Genomic DNA, 25,725 nt, shown 5'->3' on the forward strand with positions numbered 1-25,725 from the left:
GGCAAGGCCCACGACAAGGGGAGTCGATGAGACCGCACCCGTACTTCCGTCCGAAGGGTCGCCATCACCTGGGGCTGCCCTACCTCGGGCCTTACCTGCTGCTCGCGATGGGCGTGGTGGCCGTGAGCGTCGCAGTCGGCCTCCCGTCCGGCGCCGTCCCCTGGGTCGGAGTGATCGCCATGGCAACCTCACTCCTGATCGGGCTTCGAGAGCTCCGCCGGCCGCGTGACATCCCGGGCTGGAGCTGGCTGGTGGGCATCGGTGTCTTCGTGGCGATCGGCGTCCTGCTGGAGGTCAGCGAGTGGTTCGCCGTGCTCGCGTTCCCGACGGGCCTGCTCGGCCTGCTGTGGCTGCACAGCCGGCCGCCGCTCGATGTCGTCGAGGTCGGCGGAGGACGGTGGGAGGCGGTGCGCGACGTCCAGCCGTCATCGACCTGGCCCGCCACGCCCACGGCCACACCGCAGCCGTACGCCGACGTCGCACCCCCGGCGTACGAGGTCGCGCCGCCCGCCGCGGCGGCCCGTTCGGTCGAGGCGGCGCCGGCGTACGTCCTGCCGACGCCCGACCCTCGGATGCGGCCGCTCGACCTGCCGCGCCGCACGATCGAGCTCGTCGCCGATCCCGAGGCGGGCGCAGCGGTTCGCCTGATCGGTGAGGTCGAGGGCTTGCGCACGACCGGGCATGACCGCTGGGGGCTGCGCTGGAGCGAGCTGCGCGGCATCGCGGTAACCGGCGGCGATGCAGCGGGGGCGCCCGTCCGGCTGCTCCTGGCGCTGGCGGACCCGCGGCTGGCCACGGGCGCCGTGGTCGTCACTGACGAGCCGCCCTTCACGCATGCCTACGACATCGCTGCCGAACGCGACCCGGCCGAGGTCGAGCGCGAGGTCACCGACCTCGTACGAGCGTTCGCGCCGGACCTGCTCGCACGCTCTGCGGACCTCGGTCCTGCGGTCCCGCAGGCATCGCCTGCCGTTCGGATCCCGACGCCCGCGCCTCAGGTGAGGCCGTCCGGCGTCTCGGCCCGCACGGTGCGCACGTCGTCTCGCAGCCTTCAGCTCAAGGTCGGCGCCGTGGTCGTCCCGGTCTTCGCGTTGGGCGTGCTCGTGATGTATGCGTCCGCCTTCGTCGACAACCCCCTCGCGGCACGACTGGTCGGGGGTGCACTCGGGCTGGTCTTCCTGCTGATCGGTGTAGCGGGCCTGGTGACGCTGTTCTTCGACCTGACCCGACGGATCGTCATCGACTCGGACGGCATGCGCCTCACTCATGCGGGTGGCTGGCGGTTCGGCTGGGACGAGATCGCCGCTGTGGCCATCACCCTCAGTGGTGCACCGGGTGACGCCAAGGCGCCCGTGGGGATCGCGGTCGCGGCTCCGCGGCACGAGGCCGGAGCCGATGTGTCCTACCAGGCCTGGGACGAGGTGCCGCCGTTCACACACCTGTGCCCCGTGCGCGGTGGGCGCGACCCCGAGGACCTTCGGAGCGAGCTGCAGTCTGCGCTCGGCGCGTTCGTACCCGACCTCTACGTCGGTGAGCTGAACCGCTGAGCCGGCTGTCGGCGTACGACGTTCGACTGCTGGGCATCGGTTGCAGTATCAATAACCGCCTGTTGGAATAGACATAAGTGAGCCCGCGCTGCCCTGGTGACACGCGGACGACGACCGAAACCAACCGAAGGCGGTAGCAGTGCCCATCCTCGACGACGTCACCCAGGCCATCGGCAACACGCCCCTGGTCCGCATCAACCGGATCATCGAGTCCGACGCGACTGTGGCCGCCAAGCTGGAGTTCAGCAACCCGGCCGCCTCGGTCAAGGACCGCATCGGCGCGGCCATCATCAAGGCCGCCGAGGACTCCGGCGAGCTCAAGCCGGGCGGCACGATCGTCGAGGCGACGTCGGGCAACACCGGCATCGCGCTCGCGTTCGTCGGTGCGGCCAAGGGCTACAACGTCGTCCTGGCGATGCCCGAGACCATGTCCAAGGAGCGTCGCGCACTGCTCAAGGCGTACGGCGCCGAGCTCGTCCTCACCGAGGGCGCCAAGGGCATGAAGGGTGCGGTCGACAAGGCCAACGAGATCGCCGCCGAGCGTGAGGGCGCGATCCTGGCCCGCCAGTTCGCCAACGAGGCCAACCCCGAGATCCACCGTCAGACCACGGCCGAGGAGATCTGGAAGGACACCGACGGCCAGGTCGACATCCTCGTCTCCGGCATCGGCACCGGCGGCACCATCACCGGTGTCGGCCAGGTCCTGAAGTCGCGCAAGCCCGACGTGCAGATCATCGCCGTCGAGCCCGAGGAGTCGGCCATCCTCAACGGTGGCGAGCCCGGCCCGCACAAGATCCAGGGCCTCGGCGCCAACTTCGTCCCCGACATCCTCGACCGTGAGGTCTACGACGAGGTCATCGACATCAACGCCGGCACCGCCGTCGAGTGGGCCCGCAAGGCCGCCACCGACGAGGGCCTGCTCGTCGGCATCTCCTCGGGTGCTGCCCTCGCCGCCGCCGACCAGGTCGCGCGTCGCCCCGAGAACGCCGGCAAGACCATCGTCGTGATCATCCCGTCCTTCGGTGAGCGCTACCTGTCCACGATCCTGTTCGAGGGCCTGGTTGACTGACGTCATGGGAGCTGACGCGCTGCTGACCGGAGGGGTCCCGCGCAAGCGGGTGACCCAGTCCGTACGCCGCGCGGTCGCCTCCGTCCGGGCCGACCTCGACGCGGCGATCGCCCGCGACCCCGCGGTCGAGTCGCGCCTCGAGATGGCCCTCGCCTCTCCGGGTCTGCACGCGATCTGGTCGCACCGTGTGGCTCATCGGATGTGGAAGCAGGGCGGCCGGTGGCGGCTGCCCGCTCGCCTGGTGTCGCAGGCCTCGCGTGCGATCACCGGCGTCGAGATCCATCCCGGAGCCACCATCGGCGAGCGGTTCTTCATCGACCACGGCATGGGTGTCGTCATCGGCGAGACCGCCGAGGTCGGCGACGACGTGATGCTCTACCACGGCGTCACGCTCGGCGGCCGGTCGTTGCAGCGCATCAAGCGGCACCCCACGGTCGGTGACGGGGTGACGATCGGCGCCGGCGCCCGCATCCTCGGGCCGGTCCGTATCGGGGACCGCGCGCAGATCGGGGCCAACGCGGTGGTCGTCAAGGACGTCCCGCCGCAGTCGGTCGCGACCGGCATCCCGGCCAAGGTGCGGTTCCCCGAGCCGCAGTACGACCCCTACGCCGACCCGGCGCTGCTCATCTGAGCCGACCGACCGGCGTACGACGAACGGCCCGCACCCTCGCAGGGTGCGGGCCGTTCGTGTGGTGCAGGGGGCAGGTCAGCCCTTGGCGGCAGCCTTGAGCTTGCTGCCGGCGGTGACCTTGGCGGCCTTCGACGCAGCGATCTGGATCTCCTCACCGGTCTGCGGGTTGCGACCGGTGCGCGCGGCGCGGTCGACGACCTCGATGGTGAGCAGGCCCGGCAGCTGGATCTTCTCGCCGCGGCCGACGGCCTCGAGGATGACGTCGTTGAGGCCCGTGATCACGGTGTTGGCGTCCTTGACGCTGACACCCGTGCGCTGGGCGATGGTGCTGGCGAGGTCAGTGCGGTTCATGAAAGGTCCTGTCCTAAAGGTTGAACGGTGAGCCACTGGTGGCTCGGGTTTGAAACTACGGCAGATCGACGCAGATTTCGCGTCGGCACGCGACAAAATTCCGCGTCGTGTCGCGGTTTCTGCCCGTGCGATCCCGGCACACAGTACGCCGGGGGCTGGGTCAGGGGAGGGTCTGCGGCCCGTTGGCCGGTGGCGAGCTCGGCGCTGCAGGATCCGTACTGCTGTGGCGTCCACTTGCGCCGGACTCGCCCGCGTCGGTCAGGCCGACCTTCGAGGCAGCCTTGGTCGCTGCCGAGCCGGCCGCCGACTTCGCTGCCGGCGCCTTGGCCTTGACCTGCTCCGTCACGTCGCCGACCTTGCTCTGCACGGACGGGTTCTCCCAGACCTTGCCGGCCTGGGTCTTGATCTGCTCGTACCGTTGCTTGCCGGCCCGGGCGCCGAGGACGTACCCCGCGCCGAGCCCGACCAGGAATGACAGCTTTCCCATGTCGTGCTCCTCTCGTTGGGCCCGACACTAACAACGGCCCACCCACAGCCCGCGGCACCCGGTGACGTCGGACGAGGCGTCGGGCTCCCGGCAGGACGCGTCTACGATGGGCGGGCTTGCCCGTCCCGCGGGCAGGGGAGGGCTCGCATAGTGGCCTAGTGCGGCGGTCTTGAAAACCGCTAAGTCGGTTACCCCGGCTTCGTGGGTTCGAATCCCACGCCCTCCGCCATCGAGCGCAGCGAGGTCCCCTGAGGGCCGCTCATGAGGGAGGAGTCCTCGTGAGGAACGAGCGAGGACGACGGTTCCCACGCCCTCCGCCATCGAGCGCAGCGAGGTCCCTGGAGCGTTGTTCGCGGTCGGTGTGACCCACTGCGACGAGCAGCTCGCGGTGTGACCCACGGTGGGCGATTCCACCGACCTCCGCCGCCGAGCACGAGGTCCGCCGGCCACCGGGTGGCGTACACCACGTCATCAGGGCCAATCGCCTTACGGACTATCGGCATGTCGGGGCGTGCTGGCGGATACGCTTGCCCGTGCAGCGGTTCGAGGACGGCGCGACCGCGAGACACCTTCCCCAGGCTCAGGCCTCGGCGTCTCGATGCGCCCCGCACTCGTCCGCCACCCTCCCAACATGCATGACCTCCCGCTCACCAGTGGGTCCCCTGCGTGGCCGGCCGTGCCTGACCGGACACGATCACTGATGTGCCGCGTCGGCTCCCCTGGTCGCGGCGTGTCCTGGAGTAGAGGAAGTGATCCGTGGCTAACGAGGCCACCTCGAACGGCAAGTCCTCCGACGCGACGGGCACCGGCCCGGTCCCGCAGCGTGACGAGGGCCAGAACGACCAGATCTTCGACACGGTGCTGCGCGGGTACGACCGCCGCCAGGTGGATGACGCGCTGTCGGCGCGCAACAAGGAGATCACTCGCCTGAAGGTGCGGCTGGCCGAGGCCAACCGTCAGCACCAGGTCACGGCGGAGTCCGCCGAGCGCACGGCCACCGAGCTGCGTGAGCTGCGCGCTCGCACCGCCGGTGGCGAGCCGACGGTTCCCGAGGACAGCTTCGGCTTCCGCGCCGAGAAGCTCCTGCGTCTCGCCGAGCAGGAGGCGACCGAGATGCGCAACAGTGCGAGCCGCGAGTCCTCGGCGATCCTGGAGAAGGCTCGTACGGACGCCGAGAAGCACCGCCACGACATCGAGCAGTCGCTGATCGCTCGGGCGTCCCTGCTCGAGCAGCAGGCCTCGCAGCGACAGGCCGAGCTGCAGGAGCGCGAGCAGCAGATCGCCGACCAGCTCGCCGCCGCGCGTCAGCAGGCCGAGCACATGCACACCGCCGCCGAGCAGGCTGCCGTGCGCCTGCGCAAGGAGGCCGAGGCGTCGGCCGACGAGACCCGCCAGCGCGCCGAGACCGACATCCGTCGGCAGCGCGACCAGGCGACTCAGGAGCTCGCGCGTCTGGGCGGCCTGCAGTCCGACGTCCGCTCCGAGCTGGCCCGCCTCAACGACGTGCTCACCGCCGAGGTGGCGCGTGAGCCCAAGTCCGCGCAGCTCAAGGCGGCCGATGTCGAGGTGTCCGACAAGGACGCGTCCGACGAGACCGACTCCCAGGCCGAGCAGAAGCCTGTCGCCAGCGGCGCAGCCAAGGGCTGAGCCCACGCGTCGTCGTACGCCGGCCGGTCCGGGCTCGTCCTGAGGCCGGTCAGCGTGTCGGGCCGCGAGCGATCGTCACCGGGCGTTGGTCGGTGTGACGGATGTGGCTAGATTTACGTCGCTTTTCATCTGTGTCCGGTTCATCTGGACCGTGCTAACGTCATACCCGGTTGCAGTTGCAGTTTCTCTCAGAGCAATGAGGGGCTCGTGTTCGCATGCGGGCGTCTCGGCGTTGTGGGCGTATTTCACGCTTTTTGGGGGTAAGACCAGCGGCAGCCGCCGTCTCGCGACGCGGGGCGGCAACGCCAGAGCAACAGATAGAGAGTTACCCCCATGGCACAGGGAACCGTGAAGTGGTTCAACGCTGAGAAGGGCTTCGGCTTCATCGCACAGGATGGTGGCGGCCCGGACGTGTTCGTCCACTACTCCGCGATCCAGACCCAGGGCTACCGCAGCCTGGACGAGGCGCAGCGTGTCGAGTTCGAGATCACCCAGGGCGACAAGGGTCCGCAGGCGACCAACGTCGCTCCGGTCTGAGAGTCCAGACTTCATCGGCCGACCTGATCGGCTCGAGACGAAGCCCCGGCACCGTCACGGTGCCGGGGCTTCGTTGTGCTCGGAGCCGGTTCAGCCGGCCTGGAGGCGGGTGAGGAAGTCCTTGGCGACCGGAGCGGCCACTGTGCCGCCGGTCTCACCCATCTGAACCTGCTCGACCAGGACCGCGAACGCCACGTCGCCCTGCCAGCCGGTGAGCCAGGCGCGGACCAGGGGCTTGCCGTTCTCGTCGAACTCGGCTGTGCCCGTCTTGGCGTAGACGTCGCCGCCCGGTGTCCCCTGCATGACCGTGCCCGAGCCGTCGGTGACGACCTGGCGCATCATCGTGTGCAGCTGGCTGACGGCGCCGGAGTTCAGCGGCTTCGGGGTACGGTCGCCGCCCTGGCCCGTGACCAGCGCCGGCGGGATGTACGAGCCGCGCGCCACGGAGGCCGACATCACGGCAACTGACAGCGGCGAGGCGAGCGTGCGTGCCTGCCCGAAGCTCGCGGCCGCCTGGTCGGTGCGGCCGTTGGTGACCGGCACCGAACCCGTGAACGCCTTGACCCCGAGCGTGCCGGACCAGTCCTGACCGACGCCGAGGGCGGACGCCGCGTCGTGCAGGGCGTTGGCCGGCAACCCGGCCGTGGCCTTCACGAAAGCGGTGTTGCACGAGTGGGCGAAGTCCTCGTAGAACGTGGGGTCGGGCAGGGTCTCCTGCTCGAAGTTACCGATACGCCGACCGTCGACCGTGATCGAGCCGGGGCACGGCACCTTGGTGCTCGGGTTGAAACCTCGGGTGAGCAGCGCGTACGTCGAGGAGATCTTCAGCGTCGAGCCCGGCTGGTAGCGGCCGGTCAGCGCGCGGTTGATGCCGTTGGCGGGCGAGTTGGCGACCGCGAGCACGTCGCCGGTCTTGACGTCGATCGCCACGAGCGCCGACGGCGTGGTGCCGGTCTTGGCCAGCGCCGCCTCGGCTGCGCTCTGCACCTTGGGGTCGAGCGTGGTCTGCAGGCTCTGACCGTTCTTGGGCTGCTGGCCGAACAGAATCGTGGTGGGGCGGCCCTTGATCGACACGCTCAGCCCGCCGGTGGGGGCGAGGGTCTTGTCGTAGGCGGCCTGCAGACCCGACACACCGGCGTACGAGCCCGCGCGGTAGCGCTGCGGGTCCTGCTTGACCATCTCGGCCGTGACCGGGCCGACGCTGCCGAGCAGCGGCTGCCCGAACGTGCGGGTCTGCGCGAGCGGCTGCTGGCGCTCGTGCACGAGGACGCCGGTGAGGCCCTCGAGCGTGCCTCGCCGGGACGCGTAGTCGGCCTCGCGGTAGGTGATGACCGCGATCGTGGTCTGCGAGCCCGAGCTCTTGGCCTGGTCGAGCTTGCGGGTCAGGCTGCCCGGGTCGGAGCCGACCGTCCGCTCGAGCTGTTGGACGCTGTCGGACGTGGCCTTCACCGGGTCGATGCGGATGTCGTACACCGTCTGGTTGGCCATGATCTTGGCCCCGCCTCGGCCGAGGATCTCACCGCGGGTGGCGCTGCTGCTCTCGTTGACGGCGAAGGCGTCGTTGGCGCCGAGCTTGGGGTGCCACAGCGACCGGTCGCCGACCTTGACGCCCCACCGGTCGCCCGAGGTGGCGAGCTGAACCGGATCGGTCCAGGAGAACTGCTTGCCGTCGGCGAGGGTCCAGCTGACGCTGAGGTCGGCCCTGGCCTGCGAGCCGTCGCGCTCGACCTCGCCGACGGTGACCTTGATCGGCCCCTTGCCGAGCGCGCTCGTGGCGGTCTTGAAGTCCTGCGCGGCACTGCTGGGTGAGGTCCCGACGTACGACGCCTGGTCGAGTGAGCGCTGCTGCCAGGCGGTCGCGAACGACGTCGCGGCAGCGCGGGCGGCGTCGTCCTTCTCGGAGCTCTGCTGGTGCTGGTCCCAGAGCATGTAGCCGCCGAGGCCGGCGGCCACGAGGACGCCGGCGCCGGTAGCGGTCAGGACGGTTGATCGAGGCATGGCCACATCCAACCCCACGCCGCTGTCGGATCGCTGAACGACTCAGCAGGAAGCGGCCGTGCTCTCGATCGCCTTCTTGGACGAGGGACCGTTGGTGTCGGACGTCGACTCGTCGCTGCTGGTCTCGTCGTCGGAGGAGGTGCTCCCGTCGTCGGACGGTGACGCGGTGCTCTCGTCGGAGCCGGTCGCGCCGTCGGACGCACCCGGAGTCGCACCGGACGAGGGCGCAGGCGTCGGCGGTTCGGTGATCGCCTGCTGGATCAGGGACCGGATCTTGTCGAAGTCCGGCTTGCCCGTGTTGATGACGGGGCTGCCGAGGTGGACGCTGCGCATGTGCCCCTTCTTCATCAGGTTGACCAGGTCGGCGAAGGCCGACAGGTCGTTCTGGGGCACGTCGAGCAGGATGTTCTCCTTGGCGACGGACATGATGTCGGGGAACTTCGCGACCATCTGCACGGGGTTGGTCTGCGACACGAGCGCGTTGACCATGCACTGCTGGCGCTTCATGCGGCCGTTGTCGCCGTGCGGGTCCTCGGCGCGACTGCGCGAGTACCACAGCGCCTCGCGGCCGTTGAGCTTGTAGCGACCGGGCTTGACGTAGCCGGTGATGGAACCGGGCTTGATCCGTTGGGTCCGTTCGTCGATCGAGCCCCCGATCGCGATGCCCTTGCCCGTTGGGCCGTCAGGGACGGTCATGGTGACGCCGCCCATCGCGTCGACCAGCTGCTGGAAGCCCTGCAGGTTGATGACGACGGAGTAGTTGATCGGCAGGCCGGTGACCTCGCCGATGACCTCGCGGGTGGTGTTCCAGCCCGGGTACTTCTCATCGGACCCGAACAGGTCGGCGTGGTCGGACGCGGCCTGCTGCCAGACGGCGTCCATGATGCAGTCGGTGCCGCAGTTGAAGCCGTCGGGCCAGACCTGGTGGAGCGGGTTGTCGGCCGGGATGGGGACGTTCTGCAGGTTGCGCGGGATGCTGATGAGGACGGAGTCGCCGGTCCGGGTGTCGATGCTCGCGACCATCATCGAGTCGGTGCGCACGCCCTTGCGGTCGAGGCCGGCGTCCGAGCCGAGCAGCAGGATGTTGACCCGCGGCACGTCCTTCCAGGCGTCGGCGCCGCTGCCGGGGTTGACCGCGTTGTCGCCGCGACCGTTGAACCGGTCCTGGAAGATCGAGCCGAAGGTGTCCTGGGTGATGATGACGTACTGGGTGGCGCGCGCCGCCGGAACGGCGACGACGAGGCACATCGCGAGCGTGAAGAAGCGCTGCAGCCATCGCGCGCCGGTGCTCCAGCCGCGTCGGGCGGTCTCACGGGCGGTGAGCATGATGCCGAAGACCCACAGGATCCCGCCGACCATGAACAGCCCGAGCAGGGCGATCAGGCCGTTGCGGGTGAGCAGGCGGGTGGCGGCGGTGATGACGCCGCCGTTGGCGACGAGATAGGCGAGGCCGAGCGCGACGAGCGCGGCGCCGGTGAGGAGCAGGAAACCGAAGCGGTGGCGCCGGGTGAACACCAGGCCCAGCCCCGGGAAGAGGGTGCTGAGGGCGGTGAGGCGCAGGGCGCGACGGACCTCTTGCGAACGACGACCGCGCATGTCCGAGCGCGTCAGCGGCTCGGTGCGCGACTCGCGCCGGCCACGGCCGCGCGGCGGTGGCTGACGGCGAAGCGCCTCGTGGGCACTGTTCGTCATCGGCAAGAAATCCTCTACGTCGTCGTCCGCCCGGTCGGGCTTCATCACATCGTGACCTATGCGTGCTGGGTCATCAAACGTCGGGTGGCGAACGGTCGCTCGCGCGTCGAACATCGTCCCTGATTCACCTGCACGATGGTGCGAACTCAGCGAAATATCAGGAGTCCGAACGCGATTGGGCCGCTCGTCACACTGTGAGGACGTCGCGTACGCCGGTCGGGTTGCTAGTGCTTCGCCCTCGGTTTGGTCGGGGCGCTCCGCACAGGTAGCCTTGCCTGCGCTTGATCTGGAGGCGTCGCCTAGTCAGGTCTATGGCGCCCGCCTGCTAAGCGGGTTTGGGGCTACAACCCCATCGAGGGTTCAAATCCCTCCGCCTCCGCCAGAGATGAGAACGGGGCACAGCTGCACCGGCCGAAGGCCGCGCGCGCTGTGCCCCGTTCTCATCTCTGCTGTGTGCACGGGGGATTTGGGAGGAGCGAACGGGCCCGCGAGGCACGAGCGGTCCCGTTCGCGACGGCTCCCTCCGCCGCCCCGTCAGAGCACGCCCCGTCAGAGCACGCCCCGGTACGAGCGCGCCCGGCCGTCGTACGCCGACCGCCTCAGGAACGCGCGTCGTCCACAGGCGCCGCCTCGTCGTCGTACCGCTCCCAGTGCGCGGACGAGGGGAGGCTCTCCAGGACGTTCTCGGCGTGGCCGTGGTCAGGGCTCGCGGGCCGTTCGCCCGGGCGGAACCAGCGGCGCAGCAGCCAGAACCGGACGATCGTGGCGACCGCGTTGCCGCCGAGGAAGACGGCCGCCGCGACCCAGGTGCTGGCGTCGGGCGCGATCTGCTGCAGCGCCCAGAGTGCGAGTGCGGTGAGGCCCCAGCTGATCGCGAGCAGGAGCAGGGACTGCAGCTGGACGCGGACGGCTCCTTCGCGTCCGCGGACGCCGAACGTGAAGCTGCGGTTGACCGCGGTGTTGGCGATGGTGCTGAGGATCAGCGCGAGGGCGTTGGCCCACTGGTGGGTGGTCAGGTGGGCGAACGCGACGAACAGCACGAGGCTGAGGAGCGTGCTGCCGACGCCGACGGCGGCGAACTTGACCATCTCGGCGCCGAGCCGCCCACGCAGCGTCTGGCCCAGTCGTGCCACGGTCGGTCCTCCCTCACCCCGGCCGCTCATGCCTGCGGCGCCTGTGCGTCCGTCGGCCCGGTGGCGACCGAGCCCACCGGGAGCGTAGTCGGCCCGGGCAGCTCGAGGACCACCTCGGTCCGCCCGGGGGCGGAACGCAGGTCGACCCGTCCGCCGTGCGCGCTCATGACGGCTTGCACGATCGACAGCCCGAGGCCGGTGCTGCCCTCGACACGGGTCCGGGCCCGGTCGCCGCGGATGAAGCGCTCGAACACCCGAGGTTGCAGGTCGGGCGGGATCCCGGGTCCGTTGTCACGGACGACGATGGTCGCGCCGCCCGCCGGTGTGGGGCGTACGACGGTGGTGACCTGGGTGCCGACGGGGGTGTGCTTGCGGGCGTTGGCGAGCAGGTTGATGAGCACCTGACGCAGCCGGCCCTCGTCGCCGACGACCTCGCACGGCGCGTCCGGCAGGTCCAGCGCCCACGCGTGATCGGGGCCGGCGGCGTGGGCGTCGCTGACGGACTCGACCGCGAGGCGGGTCAGGTCGACGGGTTCGCGGGCCAGGGGACGGCCGGCGTCGAGACGTGCGAGCAGCAGCAGGTCCTCGACGAGCGAGGTCATCCGGGCGGCCTCCGACTCGATGCGCCCCAGCGCGTGGCTGACCCCCTGCGGGACGGGGTCGGGCTCGCGGCGCGACAGCTCGGCGTACCCCTTGATCGAGGCGAGTGGTGTGCGCAGCTCGTGGCTGGCGTCGGCGACGAACTGGCGTACCTGCATCTCCGAGCGGTGGCGCGCCGCCAACGAACGATCGACGTGGTCGAGCAGCCCGTTGAGCGCGGCTCCGACCTGGCCGACCTCGGTGCGCGGTTCGGTGTCGGCCGGGGCCACACGCTCGCCGGTGCTGGCGGCGCCCGAGGCGAGCGGTGCCTGCGAGACCCGGGTGGCGGTCCGGGCGACGCGGGTCAGCGGGGCGAGGTTGCGGCGTACGACCCACGCCGTGCCGGCTCCGAGCGTGAGGAGCCCGAGGCCGGAGAGCAGAGCGACGGACAGGGCGGTCCGGCGTACGGTGCCGTCGATCGGGTCGAGCGGCAGGCCGATGGTGGTCGTGACCTCGACCCGGCGCGGGGTGCCGCTGTCGTCCGTGACCAGGCCGGGATGGGTGACGGTCATGACGCGGTAGGTGCCGGCGCCACCCAGCTCGACCGTGGTCGGGCCGCTGCCCGCCTTGACCGTGCTGAGACGAGAGATCTGCGCGGAGGTGAGCTGCGTCGCACTGCCCGAGGTGCTGATCGTCGCGCTCGGGACGGCCTCGGTCGACGGGTTGCCGGGAGTGCCCGCCTGAATGGTCAGCACGCTTCCGTCAGCGGCTCGGTCCAGGCGCAGGTCGCCGCCGCCGATCGCCGGACCCTGCGCTCGCGGGCGGGGCCGGGCATCGTCCGACGGTGTGATCGCGGCCGCCGATGCCTTGAGCTGGTCGTCGACCTGACCGGTCAGGGTGCTCTCCAGCCGTACGACGGTCAGCGCGGCCACGGCCGTCGTCACCAGGAAGAACAGCACCACGATCGACGCCACGAGCTTGGATCGCAGCGTCCACGAGCCGGGGTGGAGCAGGCGCGTCATGGGGCCGGCTTGAGGACGTATCCGGCGCCGCGCATGGTGTGGATCATCGGGTCGCGCCCGGCGTCGATCTTCTTGCGCAGGTAGGAGATGTAGAGCTCGACGACGTTGGCCTGGCCGCCGAAGTCGTAGTGCCACACGCGGTCGAGGATCTGGGCCTTCGAGAGAACCCGCTTGGGGTTGCGCATCATGAACCGCAGGAGCTCGAACTCCGTTGCGGTCAAAGAGATCTCGGCTCCGCCGCGGCGTACCTCGTGGCTGTCCTCGTCGAGCGTGAGGTCGCCCACCGTGAGCACCGAGTCGGCCTCGGGGGCGAGCACGACCGCGCGACGCAGCAGCGCTCGTACGCGTGCCACGACCTCCTCCAGGCTGAACGGCTTGGTGACGTAGTCGTCGCCGCCGGCGGTCAGCCCGGCGATGCGGTCCTCGACGGCGTCACGGGCGGTCAGGAACAGCACGGGTACGTGAGGGTCGTCGTCGCGCAGGCGCCGCAGCACCTCCATGCCGTCGAAGTCGGGCAGCATCATGTCGAGCACGACCGCGTCCGGCTTGAAGTCCTTGGCCTCGCGCACGGCGGTCGACCCCGTCCCGGCGGCCCTGATGTCCCAGCCCTCGTAGCGCAACGCCATCGCGAGCAGCTCGGTCAGGTTGGGCTCGTCGTCGACGACCAGCACCCGGACGGGGCTGCCGTCGGCGCGGGTGAGTGCGGGCGCGTTCGTGGTCACGATGGCGAGTCAACCGCGCGGTCCTATGTGCACGCCAGGGTCGACCTGTGCGATTCCTGTGCGCGCGCTTTGCCTCGCTGACCCCGGCCCGCCCGGCACCCCGTCGGTGTCGACCGAACCCGGCTGGGAAGGGCGGGGCGGCCGGTGCGGAGGGCGGGGCCGGGCCGGCTACTTGGTGGCGACCACGTCGCGCAGGCCCTGCCGGGTCTCGGGTGCCTGCTGGCGCGCGGCGTCGGACGCCTCGTCGGTGTCGAGCTCCTGGGAGGCGAGCTCGGCCTTGACCCGCTCGGCGTATGCCGTGACCTCCCGCTCGACCGCCGCGGCGTCCCAGCCGAGCACGCCCGCCATGATCTCGGCGGTCTCCTGAGCCGAGTCGACACCGCGGTGCTTGGTCTCGATGGAGATACGCGTACGCCGGGCGAGCACGTCGGCGAGGTGCAGCGCGCCCTCGTGGGTGACGGCGTACTTCAGCTCGGCCCGCAGGTAGGACTCGGCGCCGCCCACGGGCTCGAGCAGCGAGGCGTCCTCGTCGGCGAGCGCGAGCACCTCGTGCAGCTGCGAGCCGTAACGGCCGAGCAGGTGGGTGATGCGCCACTCGGGCAGACCGGTCTCGGCGGCCAGCTCGTGCTTGAGGTTGACCATCGCGGCGTAGCCGTCGGCCCCGACCAGGGGTACGAGCTCGGTCACCGAGTCCTTGACGCCCTCGAGGTCCTTGGCCGCGACGTCGACGGCGTCGGCGGCCATGACCCGGTACGTCGTGTACTTGCCGCCCGCGATCGAGACCAGGCCCGGAGCCGGACGCGCCACCGCGTGCTCACGTGACAGCTGGCTGGTGTCCTCGCTCTCGCCGGCGAGCAGGGGCCGTAGACCGGCGTACACCCCGACGATGTCGTCACGGCTGACCGGCGAGGCCAGCACGGTGTTGACGTGCTCGAGGATGTAGTCGATGTCGGTGGCCGTCGCCGCCGGGTGGGCCAGGTCGTGCGTCCAGTCGGTGTCGGTCGTGCCGATGATCCAGTGCTGCCCCCACGGGATGACGAACAGCACGGACTTCTCGGTGCGCAGGATGAGCCCGACCTCGCCGGCGATGCGGTCGCGCGGCACCAGGATGTGCACGCCCTTGCTGGCGCGCACCCGGAAGCGCCCGCGACCGCCGGCCATCTTCTGCACGTCGTCGGTCCACACGCCGGTGGCGTTGATGACGACCTTGGCCTTGACCGTCGCGCGCTCGTCGGTCTCGACATCGCGCACGACGACACCGGTGACGCGGTCGGCCTCCTTGATGACCTCGACGACCTCGGTGGAGGTGCGGACGACGGCGCCGTAGTGGGCGGCCGTCCGGGCGACGGTCATGGTGTGCCGGGCGTCGTCGGCCTGGGCGTCGTAATAGCGGACCGCACCGACGAGCGCGTCGGACTTCAGACCCGGGAACAGCTTGAGCGCGCCGCCGCGGGTGAGGTGCTTCTGCCGCGGGACGGACCGGGCTCCGCCCATCTGGTCGTACATCGTGAGGCCGGCGGCGACGTACGGGCGCTCCCAGCCGCGGTGCGACAACGGGTAGAGGAACGGCACGGGGTGCACGAGGTGGGGCGCGATGCGGGTGAGCATCAGCTCGCGCTCCTTGAGGGCCTCGGCGACGAGCGCGAAGTTCATCTGCTCGAGGTAGCGCAGCCCGCCGTGGAACAGCTTGGACGAGCGGGACGACGTGCCGCTGGCGAAGTCGCGCGCCTCGACCAGGCCCGTACGCAGGCCTCGGGTCGCGGCGTCGAGCGCGGTGCCCGCCCCAGTGACCCCGGCCCCGATGACCAGGACGTCGAACTCGCGCTCGGTGAGCTCGGCCCAGGCCTGAGCCCGTTCCTGCGGTCCGAGTGTTGCGCTGAACGGCTGCATGACCATGACGTTTCCTCCCGGGCGGCGTGGCTTGGGCCAAACGTTACGCCTTCGGTCCGACCGTACTCACGCCCGGCCCCTTGGTGCTCCGCGGGTGTGATTTGCAACAAATGATGGACGCGCCGTCGCCCCGACCTGTAGGAAGTGGAGAACGCTGAGCACGACGGAGTGGGCAGCCGGGCACCCCGCGTACGCCGCTTCGTCATTTCGAGAGGACACGCGCGTGAGTCTGGGATCGATCTTCTTCAGTGAGGTGATCGGGACAGCCGTCCTGATCGTCCTCGGTGTTGGCGTCGTCGCCAACAACGTCTTCCCCAAGAACAACGGCACCGGCGGCGGCTTCCTGATGGTCAACTTCGGATGGGGCATCGCCGTCCTCGCCGGTGTGTACGCCGCCTACAAGTCGGGCGGTCACCTCAACCCCGCGGTCACGCTGGGCATCGCCGCCTCCGGCGCGGACGAGTTCGTCCCCGGCGTCGCCGTCGACCTCGGCTCGATCCTCACCTACATCAGCGGTGAGATGGTCGGTGCCTTCATCGGAGCGGTCGCGGCGTGGGCTGCGTACAAGAAGCAGTTCGACGAGCGGGGCGACGCGCCCAGCCTGGTGTTCTCGACCGGCCCGCAGATCCCCAACGTCGCCTGGAACCTCGTCACCGAGATCATCGGCACCTTCGTGCTGGTGTTCGGCGCGCTGTCGTTCGGCGCCTGGAACGGCGGCAAGGGCACGATGCTGGAGGCCCTGCCCGTGGCCCTGCTGGTGGTCGGTATCGGCGCCAGCCTCGGTGGCCCCACCGGCTACGCGATCAACCCGGCGCGTGACCTCGGCCCCCGTATCGCGCACGCCCTGCTGCCGATCCCGCACAAGGACAGCAGCGACTGGGGCTACGCCTGGATCCCGGTCGTCGGCCCCATCGTCGGCGGCGTGATCGGTGGTCTCGTCTTCCACTGGTACGCCGGCTAGTCACTCACGAACTCGAACTCACCTGATACGCAAAGGGATTGACGTGACCAAGAAATACATCGCAGCCATCGACCAGGGCACGACGAGCACCCGGTGCATGATCTTCGACCACGACGGCGCGGTCGCCGCGGTCGCGCAGATGGAGCACGAGCAGATCTTCCCGAAGGCCGGGTGGGTCGAGCACAACCCCAAGGAGGTCTGGGACAACACCCGCAAGGTGTGCGCCGAGGCGCTCGCCAAGAAGGACCTCAAGGCCAGCGACTTCGCGGCGGTCGGCATCACCAACCAGCGCGAGACGGCCGTCGTCTGGGACAAGACCACCGGTGAGGCGGTCTACAACGCCATCGTCTGGCAGGACACCCGCACCGACAAGATCGTCGACGAGCTCGCCGGCAAGGACGGCCCGGACAAGTACAAGAAGAAGGTCGGGCTCCCGCTCGCGACGTACTTCTCCGGGCCCAAGGTGCGCTGGATCCTCGACAACGTCGACGGCGCCCGCGAGAAGGCCGAGAAAGGTGACCTGCTGTTCGGCAACATGGACACCTGGGTGATCTGGAACATGACCGGTGGCACCGACGGCGGCATCCACGTCACCGACGTCACCAACGCCTCGCGCACCATGCTGATGGACCTCGAGACCCTGCAGTGGGACGAGTCGATCGCGGCCGACATGCAGATCCCGATGTCGATGCTGCCCGAGATCAAGTCCTCCTCCGAGGTCTACGGCGAGGTCCGTCCGCGCGGCGTGCTGGCCGGCGTACCCATCGCAGGCATCCTCGGCGACCAGCAGGCGGCGACGTTCGGGCAGGTGTGCTTCGAGCCCGGCACGGCCAAGAACACCTACGGCACGGGCAACTTCCTGCTGCTCAACACCGGTGAGGAGAAGGTCGACTCCAAGAACGGCCTGCTCACGACGGTCTGCTACAAGATCGGCGACAACAAGCCGGTGTACGCCCTCGAGGGCTCGATCGCCGTCACCGGTTCGCTGGTGCAGTGGCTGCGCGACAACCTCGGCCTGATCAAGGACGCACCCGAGGTCGAGACCCTCGCCAAGAAGGTCGACGACAACGGTGACGTCTACATCGTGCCGGCGTTCTCGGGCCTGTTCGCACCGCACTGGCGCTCCGATGCCCGCGGTGTGATCGTCGGCCTGACGCGTTACGTCAACAAGAACCACATCGCGCGGGCGGCGCTGGAGGCCGTGGCCTACCAGAGCAAGGAGGTCGTCGATGCGATGAACGCCGACTCGGGCGTCGACCTCACCGAGCTCAAGGTCGACGGCGGCATGGTCGTCAACGACACGCTCATGCAGTTCCAGGCCGACGTCCTCGACGTGCCCGTCATCCGGCCGCAGATCAACGAGACGACGGCGCTCGGTGCGGCCTACGCCGCGGGTCTGGCCACCGGGTTCTGGAAGGACGAGGACGAGCTGCGCAAGCAGTGGGCCGAGGACAAGCGGTGGGAGCCGCAGATGGACGCCAAGGACCGTGACGCGGGCTTCGCGAAGTGGAACAAGGCGGTCAAGCGCACTCTCGACTGGACCAAGGAAGACGCCTGACCCACGCCCGTACGCCGAAGGCCGGCTCCCGCGACGCGCGGGGGCCGGCCTTGTGGTGTCCGTCTCGGGTCAGTGCGGCTCGATGGTGATCGTGCGCTTGACCGAGGCCGTGGTCGGACCGGCGTCACCGCAGTAGCCGACCGTGAACGTGATCGTGTAGGTGCCCGGGCTGGCGTAGGTGTTGGTGCCGCGCGGGAACGAGCCGCTCATCGGACGGGTCGGCGCCGAGCCGTCGCACGTCGTGCCTCCGCCGTCGGAGCCTGCCTGCTGTCCGTCGCCGAAGGTGATCTGGGTGAAGGTCGGCTCGACGCCGCCCGAGGTCGCCGGGTGCACGTCACCGCTGTAGGTGAACGACACCGTGGCCTGCGGACTGGTGACGGACACCGACGGCGTGATCGACAGGTGGGCCGGGCCGGAGGCAGCGGTCATCTTCGTGGTGTTGGACTCGACCGTCGACGTCGTCGTCGGCTCGCTCGTGGTCGACGTCGACGTCGACGTGGGCGTGGGCTCGTCGGTCGTGCTCGGTGACGGCTCCTCGCTGCTGGTCATGCTGCGGCTCGCGCCGGTGTCGCGGGGCGGGGCCGGGACGTAGGAGGTGCGGTCCTGCGTACGGGTCTGTGCCAGTGACGGCGTGCCGTCGCCGGTGTCGGACGGAGCCGTCGTCGGGGCCGCCGTGCCGAGCGCCGTACCGGTGCCGCTCGGGCCGGACGTCGGGCTGACGGCGAGCGTGGGGTCGGCGGCCACGGCGCCGTGGTCACGGCCGAGGCCACCGGCCATCACGACGGTGCCGGCGACGAGCGCTGCTGCTGCGATGCCGCCGCCGACCATCGCGACGGTGCGCCACCGCTGATGGATCGGTGTCACCACAGCGAGCTGCCGCCGCATGTCGTGCTCGCGGGCGCTGTCGAGGCGATCAGGAGTGACCTGCGCCGCGTGCGCCTCGAAGGCATCACGGAGTCGCTGCTCCAGGTCGTGGTTCAAGACTTCCCCAAAATGAATCGTGGACGTGCGGGTGGCGCACCTGCCGGGCGGCTTCGCCCCTCCTCGAAGCCGCCCGGACCAGGTGTCTCACGCGAAGGCCCCCGTGCCTTCATCGGTAAAGACGCTTCGGCGGGATCGAGGTTGTCATCCGCTGCGAAGAACTTGTCCGGGCCGCGGTGACGCCGATCACTGTGCGGGTGGGGCACCTCCGTCGGCGCTGCCCGAGGCCGTCTGGTCCGAGCCGCCGCCGTCGCTGGTGGGCGGCGAGGTGGTGGTGCCGGTCGGCTCGGTGGTCGGCGCGCTCGTCGTCGTGGGCGACTGCGTCGGCTCGGTCGGGCCCGTCGGCTCGTCGGTGGCGGTGGGCTGCTCGGTGGCCGTCGGCTCGGAGGAGTCGGCGAACAACGAGAACGTGCCGGTCGACCCGTCACCCTCGGCTGCCGGGATGCTGGCCGCCATGCTGCTGGCGGGCGAGTGGTAGCCGCCGCCGTCGCGCGGCCACGACGCCAACGGGCTGTTGTTGTCGAGGTATCGGGCCAGCTGCATGAAGTCACTGACGCGGACCTGGACCGAGCTCGGACCGGACGAGACGATCTCGTAGGTCAGGCCCGGAGGCATCGGGATGCTGGACCGCTCACCCTCGGCGACGAACGTCGCGGGCACGCTCAGCGGCCCCGAGCTGGTCAGCGCGCCGGAGGTGGCGGTCGCGGTCGACGGCGTCCGGGTCGTCCGGTCGGACCGGCCCGAGGGCAGGTCGGGGTCGGCGGTCGCCGAGGACGGCGGCGGGACGACGGTGGTCGCGGCTGCGGTGGACGGGACGTCGGTCTGCAGCGGTGACGTCGAGGCGGTGAGTGCCGGATCGGTCGACCGCGACGCCGACGTGGACTGGCCGGCGAGCTCGGCCGTGCCGTGCGGCTGCTGGGTCACGACGACGGCGCCGACGACGAGGGCAGCAGCCGCCAGGCCCGCGCCCGCGATGAAGAACCCGCGTCGGTCGCGACGGTGCAGCGGCACCGGCTCGGCGAGCTGTCGGCGTACGACGTGCTCGCGCTCGGTGTCGAGCTGGTCGGGTGTGACCTGCGAGGCCTGGGCGTCGAAGGCCTCGGTCAGCAGGCGTTCGAGGTCGTGGTTGCTCATGCTCGCCCCCGCTCGGCTTCGAGGATCTGCTGGAGGGTCTTCATCGCGCGGCTCGCCTGGGACTTGACGGTGCCGTTGCTGACGCCCATCGTCTCGGCGATCTCGGTCTCGGACAGGCCCGACCAGAAGCGCAGGATCAGCACCTCGCGCTGACGCTCGGGCAGCTGGTTGACGGCGGCCAGGACCTCGCGGTGCTCCTCGCTGAGCATCAGGTCGGCGTCGGCGGCGGGGCCGATCTCGGGCTCGGCGACCCGCAGGTGGGCGCGCACCGTACGACGACGGCGCAGCTGCGAACGGGCCTGGTTGACGACGGCCTGGCGGATGTAACCGACCGCTGCTCCGGGGTCGCGCAGCTGACCCTGGCGGCGGTGCAGCCCGAGGAACGCGTCCTGGACGACGTCCTCGGCCGAGGCCAGGTCGTCCACGAGCAGTCGGGCCAGCCGGACCATCGAGAGGTGGTGTGCGGCGTACAGCGCAGCGAGATCCACCTCGGAATCGGTCACTGCACGCACTCCTGTCGAGTCCACCCGCATCGCCTCCCCGGTCGGGCGGGTCTGAGTCAACGCCAAGGTTGTCATGCCCGCCCTCCCCATGCGATGTCCGTGATGGTCCCGTCACCTTCACAGACGCCTCAGGAGACCCGAGGTTGCATCGCGCGGCGATTCTTGAATTCGGTCCTACCGGGCCCGGACGTGCGCGGGCCCGGCACCTGCCAGAGGTGCCGGGCCGGCGTACGACGGGTGCCCGCCGGGGCGGGTTGAGCTGACCTTACAGGCCGAGGCGGGCCTTCAGGCCGTCCAGCTCGACCTGCAGCTGGGTCGGGAGCTGGTCGCCGAACTTGGCGAACCACTCCTCGATCTGCGGGATCTCGGCCTTCCACTCCTCGGCGTCGACCGCGAGGGCCTTCTCGAGGTCGGCGTCGCTCATGTCGAGCCCGTCGACGTCGAGGCTCTCAGGCGTGGGCACGTGACCGATCGGGGTCTCGACCGCAGCGGCCTTGCCCTCGATGCGCTCGATGACCCACTTCAGGACGCGGCTGTTCTCGCCGAAGCCCGGCCACAGGAAGCCGCCCTCGTCGTCGCGACGGAACCAGTTGACGTAGAAGATCTTCGGCAGCTTGGTGGCGTCGGCGTCCTTGCCGAGGTTGACCCAGTGGTTGAAGTAGTCACCGGCGTTGTAGCCGATGAACGGCAGCATCGCCATCGGGTCGCGGCGCACGACACCCACGGCGCCGGTCGCGGCGGCGGTGGTCTCGGACGAGAGGGTCGCGCCCATGAACGTGCCGTGCAGCCAGTCGCGGGCCTCGGTCACCAGCGGGACCGTGGTCTTGCGGCGGCCACCGAACAGGATCGCCGAGATCGGCACGCCGTTCGGGTCGTTGTACTCGTCGGCCAGGATGTCGCACTGCTCGATCGGGGTGCAGTAGCGCGAGTTCGGGTGGCTGGACAGCTCCTCGGAGTCGGGCGTCCAGTCCTGGCCCTTCCAGCTCGTCGCGTGGGCGGGGGTGTTCTCCAGGCCCTCCCACCAGATGTCGCCGTCGTCGGTCAGGGCGACGTTGGTGAAGACCGAGTTGCCCTTGTTGATGGTGGCCATCGCGTTGGGGTTGGTGTGCTCGTTGGTGCCCGGAGCGACACCGAAGAAGCCGAACTCGGGGTTGACGGCGTACAGGCGGCCGTCCTTGCCGAAGCGCATCCAGGCGATGTCGTCACCCAGCGTCTCGACCTTCCAGCCCGGGATGGTCGGCTTGAGCATGGCGAGGTTGGTCTTGCCACAGGCGCTCGGGAAGGCCGCGGCGACGTAGTAGACCTGCTGCTCGGGCGAGATGAGCTTGAGGATGAGCATGTGCTCGGCCAGCCAGCCCTCGTCGCGCGCCATGACCGACGCGATGCGCAGCGAGTAGCACTTCTTGCCGAGCAGCGCGTTGCCGCCGTAGCCCGAGCCGAAGCTCCAGATCGTGCGCTCCTCGGGGAACTGCACGATGTACTTCTCGGGGTTGCACGGCCACTTGACGTCCTGCTGGCCGTCCTCGAGCGGGGCGCCGACCGAGTGCAGCGCCGGCACGTAGTTCGCCGCGTCGCCGAGCTCCTCGATCTTCTCCAGGACCTTGCTGCCCGTGCGGGCCATGACGCGCATCGACACGACGACGTACTCGGAGTCGGTGATCTCGACACCGAACATCGGGTTCTCGGACTCGAGGTGACCCATAACGAACGGGATGACGTACATGGTGCGGCCCTTCATGCACCCCTTGTACAGACCTCGCATGAGGTCCTTCATCTTCTCCGGCTCCATCCAGTTGTTGGTGGGGCCGGAGTCCTTCTCGTCCACGGAGCAGATGTACGTGCGGTCCTCGACGCGGGCGACATCGCTCGGGTCGGACGCGGCGTAGAAGCTGTTGGGCTTCTTCTCCTCGTTGAGGCGCACGAACGTGCCGGCCTCGACGAGTCGGTCGGTCAGCTCGGTCCACTCCTCGTCGGAGCCCGTGACCCACTGGATGCGGTCGGGGGTGGTGAGGGCGGCGACCTCGTCGACCCAGGCCTGGAGCTTGGCGTGCGAGGTACCCGTGGTGCCGGGCGCGTCCGTTGCCGTCATGTTTCGCCTACTTTCGGCGGCGGCTGTGTGCACGTGTTGCGCTGCCGTCCGCCCTCGTGGGTGGGGTTGCTGCCCGCGTCATCGGGGGCGGTCCGTCGACCGTACGCCGCGTCGATCGGCCCTCCCCAATCCCTGCAAGCGGCCTCAATGTGACCCCGGTCACATGTCTAGTGAGTTGTGTTGACTTGGCGGACCCTCTGCGGTCGAAGTCACCGAGAGCAACGAGTTTCGGACATTTCCGCTCATCTTGTTTCTGCGATCACGTTCGGAACCCGGTTGTACGCCGGTCGGTCGCCGGGCGTTCGTCTGCTGTCCGCGACGGCCGGGTGGCACCTCCCGGCAAAAGTGGGGGAGGTGCACATGCATGCGTGTGCTCGTCGCCAGCTTTTGCCGGTGGGTTCGCTCGGTGTGGCGCACCGCGCGCAGCCGGGCTCGGTGTGACCCACCTCGAGGGCGGACATGGCTCGCTCGGTGTGGCCCACTGCGAGCGGCCGGGCTCGGTGTGACCCACCGCGAGGGCGGACCTGGTTCGCTCGGTGTGACCTACCGTGCGCGGCCGGTCTCGGCGTGACCCACCGCGACCAGGGCCTCGGCGAAAGCTGTCTGGTCGGCAGTGCATGCCGTGCCGACCAGACGAGATCCGTCGGCAAAAGTGGGGGAGGTGCACATGCATGCGTGTGCTCGTCGCCAGCTTTTGCCGGTGGGTTCGCTCCGTGTGGCCTACTGCGAGGGCGGACCTGGCTCGCGCGGTGTGACCCACCGCGACAGGGCGCGCCTCAGCGGCGGGTGGCGACGACCGTCAGCTCGTGGCGGTTGTGCTGCAGCTGACGGATGAACGTCGGGTCGTACGCCGCCGCCAGGGTCTCCAGCGACTCGTCGGTCTGCTTGACCGGGTTGCTCGTGCCGAGCTTGAACGTCACGACCACCTGGCCGCCCGGTCGCAGGATGTCGGCGGCGTCGACCATCGTCACGGCCGTCATGTGAGGGACCATCCGCATGTCGTTGACGATCAGGTCGACCGGCTCGCCCTGGTAGTGGTCGAGGAACTCGCCCGCCGTCGTGCGGTGGTGGTGGATCTCGTCGTCGGCGAGCACACGCTCGTCGAGGTCGGCGGGGTCGACGGCGTACACACGCTCGAAACCGTGCGTGCGCAGGATGCGCGACCAACCACCCGGGCTCGCGCCGAGGTCGACCGCCACGCGACCGGTCGGGGCGCCGATGAACCCGAACAGCTCCTCGAGCTTGAGCTCGGCGCGCGACACCTGCTCCTTGCGCTTGGCCAGCCGGATGCGGCCGCCGGCCCAGTCGCACAGCCCGAGGCCGCTCGAACCCAGGCCGACCGTCGTACGCTCCGTGCCGACGCACAGCGACACGGTCTGCTCGGCGCCCGAGGTGACCACGCGAATTCCGTTGTCCATCAACACTTCCAGCAGTGGACGCCGGATCTTGCCGGGCGCCCACGGCACCTCGCCGCTGTCCCAGACGTGCAGGCTGACCTCGTCGCCCGTGTCGAGCTCGTCGAGTACGACGTCGGCCGCCCAGTCGGCCACGCCCTCGGCGTCGAGGTCGTCCAGCTGTGCGGTCTTGACGTCCTCGTCGACGGCCGCGAGGTGGCGTACGAACCGCAGGTCACCGGCGATCGCGGCCTGGGCGACCTCGGCCTGACCGCCTGCGTCGAGGCGTACGACGCCGGCGTCCTCACCGACGCGCAGGATCTTGCGGACAGGTAGCGACCGACGCAGCTCGGCGACCGCCGAACGGTAGTAGTCGGGGGCCACCGAGAAGAGCACGGACTGTTCCACGGCGCCCATCGTGTCAGGCGCGCGGCCCCACCGCTCAACCCGAGCCGAGCGCGACACCGGGGAGGGCCGCGAGCCGGCCCAGCCGGAAGCCCAGCTCACACCGGCTGCCGGTGCCGGTGAGTCGCAGCAGGGCCGCCACCTCACCGCTCAGGGTGCGCGCGGACAGCCCCACCTCGCGCATGATCGAGGTGTCGGTGAGCCCGCGCAGCAGGCCGCCCGCGATCACGCGCTGGCGAGGACTCGCGGTCGGCCAGCCCGCGTCGTCGCCGCTGACCGCGCGCTGTTCGGCGGCGGCCCACACCTGCAGCGCCAGAGCGGTGAGGTCGGGCTCGGACAGGACGAACGTGGTCGGCGTACCGCAGGGCATCGGCAGACCGGGCATCACGACCAGCGTCGAGTCGAGGATCGCGAGCGGTCCGATCGCGGGCCCGGCGACGGCGACGTGACGAGGCGAGTGGACGAACGGGTTGTCCACCCCCGCGCGCTGGGTCGTGATCAGCGCGACCCGGGCTCCGCGCGCTCGGCACGCGCGCACCAGCGGCCCGCTGCGGTCGGTCGGGTCGAACGGCGTCTGCGGCTGCAGCACGAGGAGCGAGTGCCGTATCCGAGCGGCGAGGTCGACCACGGCGCCCGTCGGGTCGTGGTGACCCGGGACGGGGCGTACGCCGGGCACGGCGCGCCCGCGGGCCACGGTCGTGAACGCAGCCCAGGTGCGTTCGGTGAGCTCGCACCACAGGTCGACGAGATCACGGTGGCCGAGCGAGGTGGCACCGCCGATCGCGGACATGTCGTTCGTCATGGCGTCACTGTGAGGCGAGGCGCTACGAGCCGACTTTGCTCCGGCTACGAGCGCGCGGGGCCCGGACCGCCGAGCGGTCCGGGCCCCGTCGTACGAGCGTCGGGTCAGTCCGAGGGGCAGGCGGAGTTGCCGCTGAAGACCTTCCAGCGGTCGGCCTTGTCGTTGGCGGAGTCGCCGATGTAGGAGACGTCCTGGTACGGCGCGACGCGCTTGATGAGCGTGTCGTCGAAGAAGCCGTTGTTGTAGATGCAGATCGTGCGGTTGCCGTTGTTGATGATCGAGGTCAGCTCGTCGTGGCGGTCGCCCGACGACGACGGCGGGTTGGAGAAGCTGCCCGACGTGGTGCTGTAGTAGTTGAGGTGCCAGCCGGAGACGTACCGGTTGTAGCTGCTGTTCTCGTAGAAGCAGTAGTAGTACGACGGGCACGGTGCGGTGCCCTGAGCGCTGGCCTCGTCAGCGCCGACGAAGGTGAGCGAGGTGGCGGCGAGCACCAGGCCGGCCGCCAGTCCTGCAGTGCGCGAACGCTTCATCACATGGACCTTTCTCGAGTCGGGACGAGGGAGTCCCGGACGGGTCGATGCGGGAAGTACATG

General features: G+C 70.0%; 22 protein-coding genes and 2 tRNA genes. 9 read left to right on the forward strand and 15 right to left on the reverse strand.

Annotated elements, in window-relative coordinates; all coding sequences use genetic code 11:
- The first annotated feature begins 26 nt into the window (after positions 1 to 26).
- The 3 genes from VV01_RS00670 (at position 27) to epsC (ending at position 3,247) form a co-directional block, all read left to right on the forward strand.
- Positions 27 to 1,547 carry a hypothetical protein gene (locus VV01_RS00670; protein ID WP_050668206.1) on the forward strand — a complete coding sequence of 507 codons (1,521 nt, stop codon included), beginning with the start codon at positions 27 to 29 and terminating at the stop codon, positions 1,545 to 1,547.
- Positions 1,548 to 1,686: 139 nt separating this feature from the next.
- Entirely contained in the window at positions 1,687 to 2,616 is a 930-nt protein-coding gene (gene cysK / locus VV01_RS00675; protein ID WP_050668207.1) for a cysteine synthase A, read from the forward strand.
- A 4-nt stretch (positions 2,617 to 2,620) separates the two neighbouring features.
- A complete protein-coding gene (gene epsC / locus VV01_RS00680) occupies positions 2,621 to 3,247 on the forward strand; it encodes a serine O-acetyltransferase EpsC (RefSeq protein ID WP_050668208.1) in 627 nt (208 codons plus the stop codon).
- Between the two features lie 75 nt (positions 3,248 to 3,322).
- Here epsC and VV01_RS00685 read toward each other — a convergent pair whose 3' ends face one another.
- Positions 3,323 to 3,598 (reverse strand): HU family DNA-binding protein, encoded by a 276-nt coding sequence (locus VV01_RS00685; protein WP_050668209.1) that lies wholly within the window; start codon positions 3,596 to 3,598, stop codon positions 3,323 to 3,325.
- Positions 3,599 to 3,758: 160 nt separating this feature from the next.
- Entirely contained in the window at positions 3,759 to 4,085 is a 327-nt protein-coding gene (locus VV01_RS22090; RefSeq protein WP_071606237.1) for a hypothetical protein, read from the reverse strand.
- 136 nt (positions 4,086 to 4,221) lie between these two features.
- On the opposite strand from VV01_RS22090, the gene VV01_RS00695 reads away from it, so the two are divergent.
- The 3 genes from VV01_RS00695 to VV01_RS00705 all read left to right on the forward strand — a co-directional run bounded on the left by VV01_RS00695 (position 4,222) and on the right by VV01_RS00705 (position 6,269).
- Positions 4,222 to 4,314 (forward strand) — tRNA-Ser (locus VV01_RS00695).
- A gap of 527 nt (positions 4,315 to 4,841) precedes the next feature.
- Complete coding sequence (locus VV01_RS00700; protein ID WP_050668210.1) at positions 4,842 to 5,732, forward strand: coiled-coil domain-containing protein; 891 nt, start codon at positions 4,842 to 4,844, stop codon at positions 5,730 to 5,732.
- Between the two features lie 333 nt (positions 5,733 to 6,065).
- Complete coding sequence (locus tag VV01_RS00705) at positions 6,066 to 6,269, forward strand: cold-shock protein (protein ID WP_050668211.1); 204 nt, start codon at positions 6,066 to 6,068, stop codon at positions 6,267 to 6,269.
- A gap of 90 nt (positions 6,270 to 6,359) precedes the next feature.
- Here VV01_RS00705 and VV01_RS00710 read toward each other — a convergent pair whose 3' ends face one another.
- On the reverse strand, positions 6,360 to 8,267 hold the full coding sequence (locus tag VV01_RS00710; RefSeq protein WP_050668212.1) for a penicillin-binding transpeptidase domain-containing protein: 1,908 nt from the start codon (positions 8,265 to 8,267) through the stop codon (positions 6,360 to 6,362).
- A gap of 42 nt (positions 8,268 to 8,309) precedes the next feature.
- Positions 8,310 to 9,959: an LCP family glycopolymer transferase gene (locus VV01_RS00715; RefSeq protein ID WP_157508682.1), complete on the reverse strand. Its 1,650-nt coding sequence runs from the start codon at positions 9,957 to 9,959 to the stop codon at positions 8,310 to 8,312.
- Positions 9,960 to 10,247: 288 nt separating this feature from the next.
- Between VV01_RS00715 and VV01_RS00720 the strand changes: the two genes are divergently transcribed.
- Positions 10,248 to 10,341 (forward strand) — tRNA-Ser (locus VV01_RS00720).
- Between the two features lie 217 nt (positions 10,342 to 10,558).
- On the opposite strand, the gene VV01_RS00725 is transcribed toward VV01_RS00720, so the two are convergent.
- The 4 genes from VV01_RS00725 to VV01_RS00740 form a co-directional block, all read right to left on the reverse strand.
- On the reverse strand, positions 10,559 to 11,092 hold the full coding sequence (locus VV01_RS00725) for a GtrA family protein (RefSeq protein ID WP_050668214.1): 534 nt from the start codon (positions 11,090 to 11,092) through the stop codon (positions 10,559 to 10,561).
- Between the two features lie 26 nt (positions 11,093 to 11,118).
- On the reverse strand, positions 11,119 to 12,693 hold the full coding sequence (locus VV01_RS00730) for a sensor histidine kinase (protein ID WP_050668215.1): 1,575 nt from the start codon (positions 12,691 to 12,693) through the stop codon (positions 11,119 to 11,121).
- Positions 12,690 to 13,415 (reverse strand): response regulator transcription factor, encoded by a 726-nt coding sequence (locus tag VV01_RS00735; RefSeq protein WP_407942879.1) that lies wholly within the window; start codon positions 13,413 to 13,415, stop codon positions 12,690 to 12,692. The genes VV01_RS00730 and VV01_RS00735 overlap by 4 nt, the downstream gene beginning before the upstream one ends.
- Positions 13,416 to 13,583: 168 nt before the next feature.
- Positions 13,584 to 15,311 carry a glycerol-3-phosphate dehydrogenase/oxidase gene (locus tag VV01_RS00740; protein WP_050668217.1) on the reverse strand — a complete coding sequence of 576 codons (1,728 nt, stop codon included), beginning with the start codon at positions 15,309 to 15,311 and terminating at the stop codon, positions 13,584 to 13,586.
- Between the two features lie 217 nt (positions 15,312 to 15,528).
- On the opposite strand from VV01_RS00740, the gene VV01_RS00745 reads away from it, so the two are divergent.
- Positions 15,529 to 16,266, forward strand: coding sequence for an MIP/aquaporin family protein (locus tag VV01_RS00745; protein ID WP_050668218.1), 738 nt, complete (start codon positions 15,529 to 15,531; stop codon positions 16,264 to 16,266).
- Positions 16,267 to 16,309: 43 nt separating this feature from the next.
- Positions 16,310 to 17,824, forward strand: coding sequence for a glycerol kinase GlpK (glpK, locus tag VV01_RS00750; RefSeq protein WP_071606238.1), 1,515 nt, complete (start codon positions 16,310 to 16,312; stop codon positions 17,822 to 17,824).
- Positions 17,825 to 17,893: 69 nt separating this feature from the next.
- Here the strand turns inward: glpK and VV01_RS00755 are convergent, their stop codons facing one another.
- The 7 genes from VV01_RS00755 to VV01_RS00785 all read right to left on the reverse strand — a co-directional run bounded on the left by VV01_RS00755 (position 17,894) and on the right by VV01_RS00785 (position 25,662).
- Positions 17,894 to 18,805 (reverse strand): hypothetical protein, encoded by a 912-nt coding sequence (locus VV01_RS00755; protein WP_050668219.1) that lies wholly within the window; start codon positions 18,803 to 18,805, stop codon positions 17,894 to 17,896.
- 186 nt (positions 18,806 to 18,991) lie between these two features.
- Positions 18,992 to 19,939, reverse strand: a complete 948-nt coding sequence (locus tag VV01_RS00760; RefSeq protein ID WP_050668220.1) for a hypothetical protein — start codon at positions 19,937 to 19,939, stop codon at positions 18,992 to 18,994.
- Positions 19,936 to 20,442, reverse strand: coding sequence for a SigE family RNA polymerase sigma factor (locus VV01_RS00765; RefSeq protein WP_231635122.1), 507 nt, complete (start codon positions 20,440 to 20,442; stop codon positions 19,936 to 19,938). The genes VV01_RS00760 and VV01_RS00765 overlap by 4 nt, the downstream gene beginning before the upstream one ends.
- Before the next feature lie 265 nt (positions 20,443 to 20,707).
- On the reverse strand, positions 20,708 to 22,531 hold the full coding sequence (locus tag VV01_RS00770) for a phosphoenolpyruvate carboxykinase (GTP) (RefSeq protein WP_050668222.1): 1,824 nt from the start codon (positions 22,529 to 22,531) through the stop codon (positions 20,708 to 20,710).
- A 776-nt stretch (positions 22,532 to 23,307) separates the two neighbouring features.
- Positions 23,308 to 24,333 (reverse strand): RlmE/FtsJ family methyltransferase, encoded by a 1,026-nt coding sequence (locus VV01_RS00775; protein WP_157508683.1) that lies wholly within the window; start codon positions 24,331 to 24,333, stop codon positions 23,308 to 23,310.
- 34 nt (positions 24,334 to 24,367) lie between these two features.
- Complete coding sequence (locus tag VV01_RS00780) at positions 24,368 to 25,132, reverse strand: helix-turn-helix transcriptional regulator (protein WP_157508684.1); 765 nt, start codon at positions 25,130 to 25,132, stop codon at positions 24,368 to 24,370.
- Between the two features lie 104 nt (positions 25,133 to 25,236).
- Positions 25,237 to 25,662, reverse strand: a complete 426-nt coding sequence (locus VV01_RS00785; protein WP_050668224.1) for a peptidase inhibitor family I36 protein — start codon at positions 25,660 to 25,662, stop codon at positions 25,237 to 25,239.
- Positions 25,663 to 25,725 lie beyond the last annotated feature (63 nt).

Origin of the sequence: Luteipulveratus halotolerans (assembly GCF_001247745.1) — a bacterium.
GTDB lineage: Bacteria > Actinomycetota > Actinomycetes > Actinomycetales > Dermatophilaceae > Luteipulveratus > Luteipulveratus halotolerans.

Bases quoted from the DNA above. Each gene is read 5' to 3' on its own strand.
- VV01_RS00710 (WP_050668212.1), bottom strand. From the start codon at position 8,267: ATGCCTCGATCAACCGTCCTGACCGCTACCGGCGCCGGCGTCCTCGTG.
- VV01_RS00785 (WP_050668224.1), bottom strand. From the start codon at position 25,662: ATGAAGCGTTCGCGCACTGCAGGACTGGCGGCCGGCCTGGTGCTCGCC.
- VV01_RS00715 (WP_157508682.1), bottom strand. From the start codon at position 9,959: ATGACGAACAGTGCCCACGAGGCGCTTCGCCGTCAGCCACCGCCGCGC.
- VV01_RS00705 (WP_050668211.1), top strand. From the start codon at position 6,066: ATGGCACAGGGAACCGTGAAGTGGTTCAACGCTGAGAAGGGCTTCGGC.
- VV01_RS00670 (WP_050668206.1), top strand. From the start codon at position 27: ATGAGACCGCACCCGTACTTCCGTCCGAAGGGTCGCCATCACCTGGGG.
- VV01_RS00730 (WP_050668215.1), bottom strand. From the start codon at position 12,693: ATGACGCGCCTGCTCCACCCCGGCTCGTGGACGCTGCGATCCAAGCTC.
- VV01_RS00780 (WP_157508684.1), bottom strand. From the start codon at position 25,132: ATGACGAACGACATGTCCGCGATCGGCGGTGCCACCTCGCTCGGCCAC.
- VV01_RS22090 (WP_071606237.1), bottom strand. From the start codon at position 4,085: ATGGGAAAGCTGTCATTCCTGGTCGGGCTCGGCGCGGGGTACGTCCTC.
- VV01_RS00770 (WP_050668222.1), bottom strand. From the start codon at position 22,531: ATGACGGCAACGGACGCGCCCGGCACCACGGGTACCTCGCACGCCAAG.
- VV01_RS00740 (WP_050668217.1), bottom strand. From the start codon at position 15,311: ATGGTCATGCAGCCGTTCAGCGCAACACTCGGACCGCAGGAACGGGCT.
- epsC (WP_050668208.1), top strand. From the start codon at position 2,621: ATGGGAGCTGACGCGCTGCTGACCGGAGGGGTCCCGCGCAAGCGGGTG.
- VV01_RS00760 (WP_050668220.1), bottom strand. From the start codon at position 19,939: ATGAGCAACCACGACCTCGAACGCCTGCTGACCGAGGCCTTCGACGCC.
- VV01_RS00685 (WP_050668209.1), bottom strand. From the start codon at position 3,598: ATGAACCGCACTGACCTCGCCAGCACCATCGCCCAGCGCACGGGTGTC.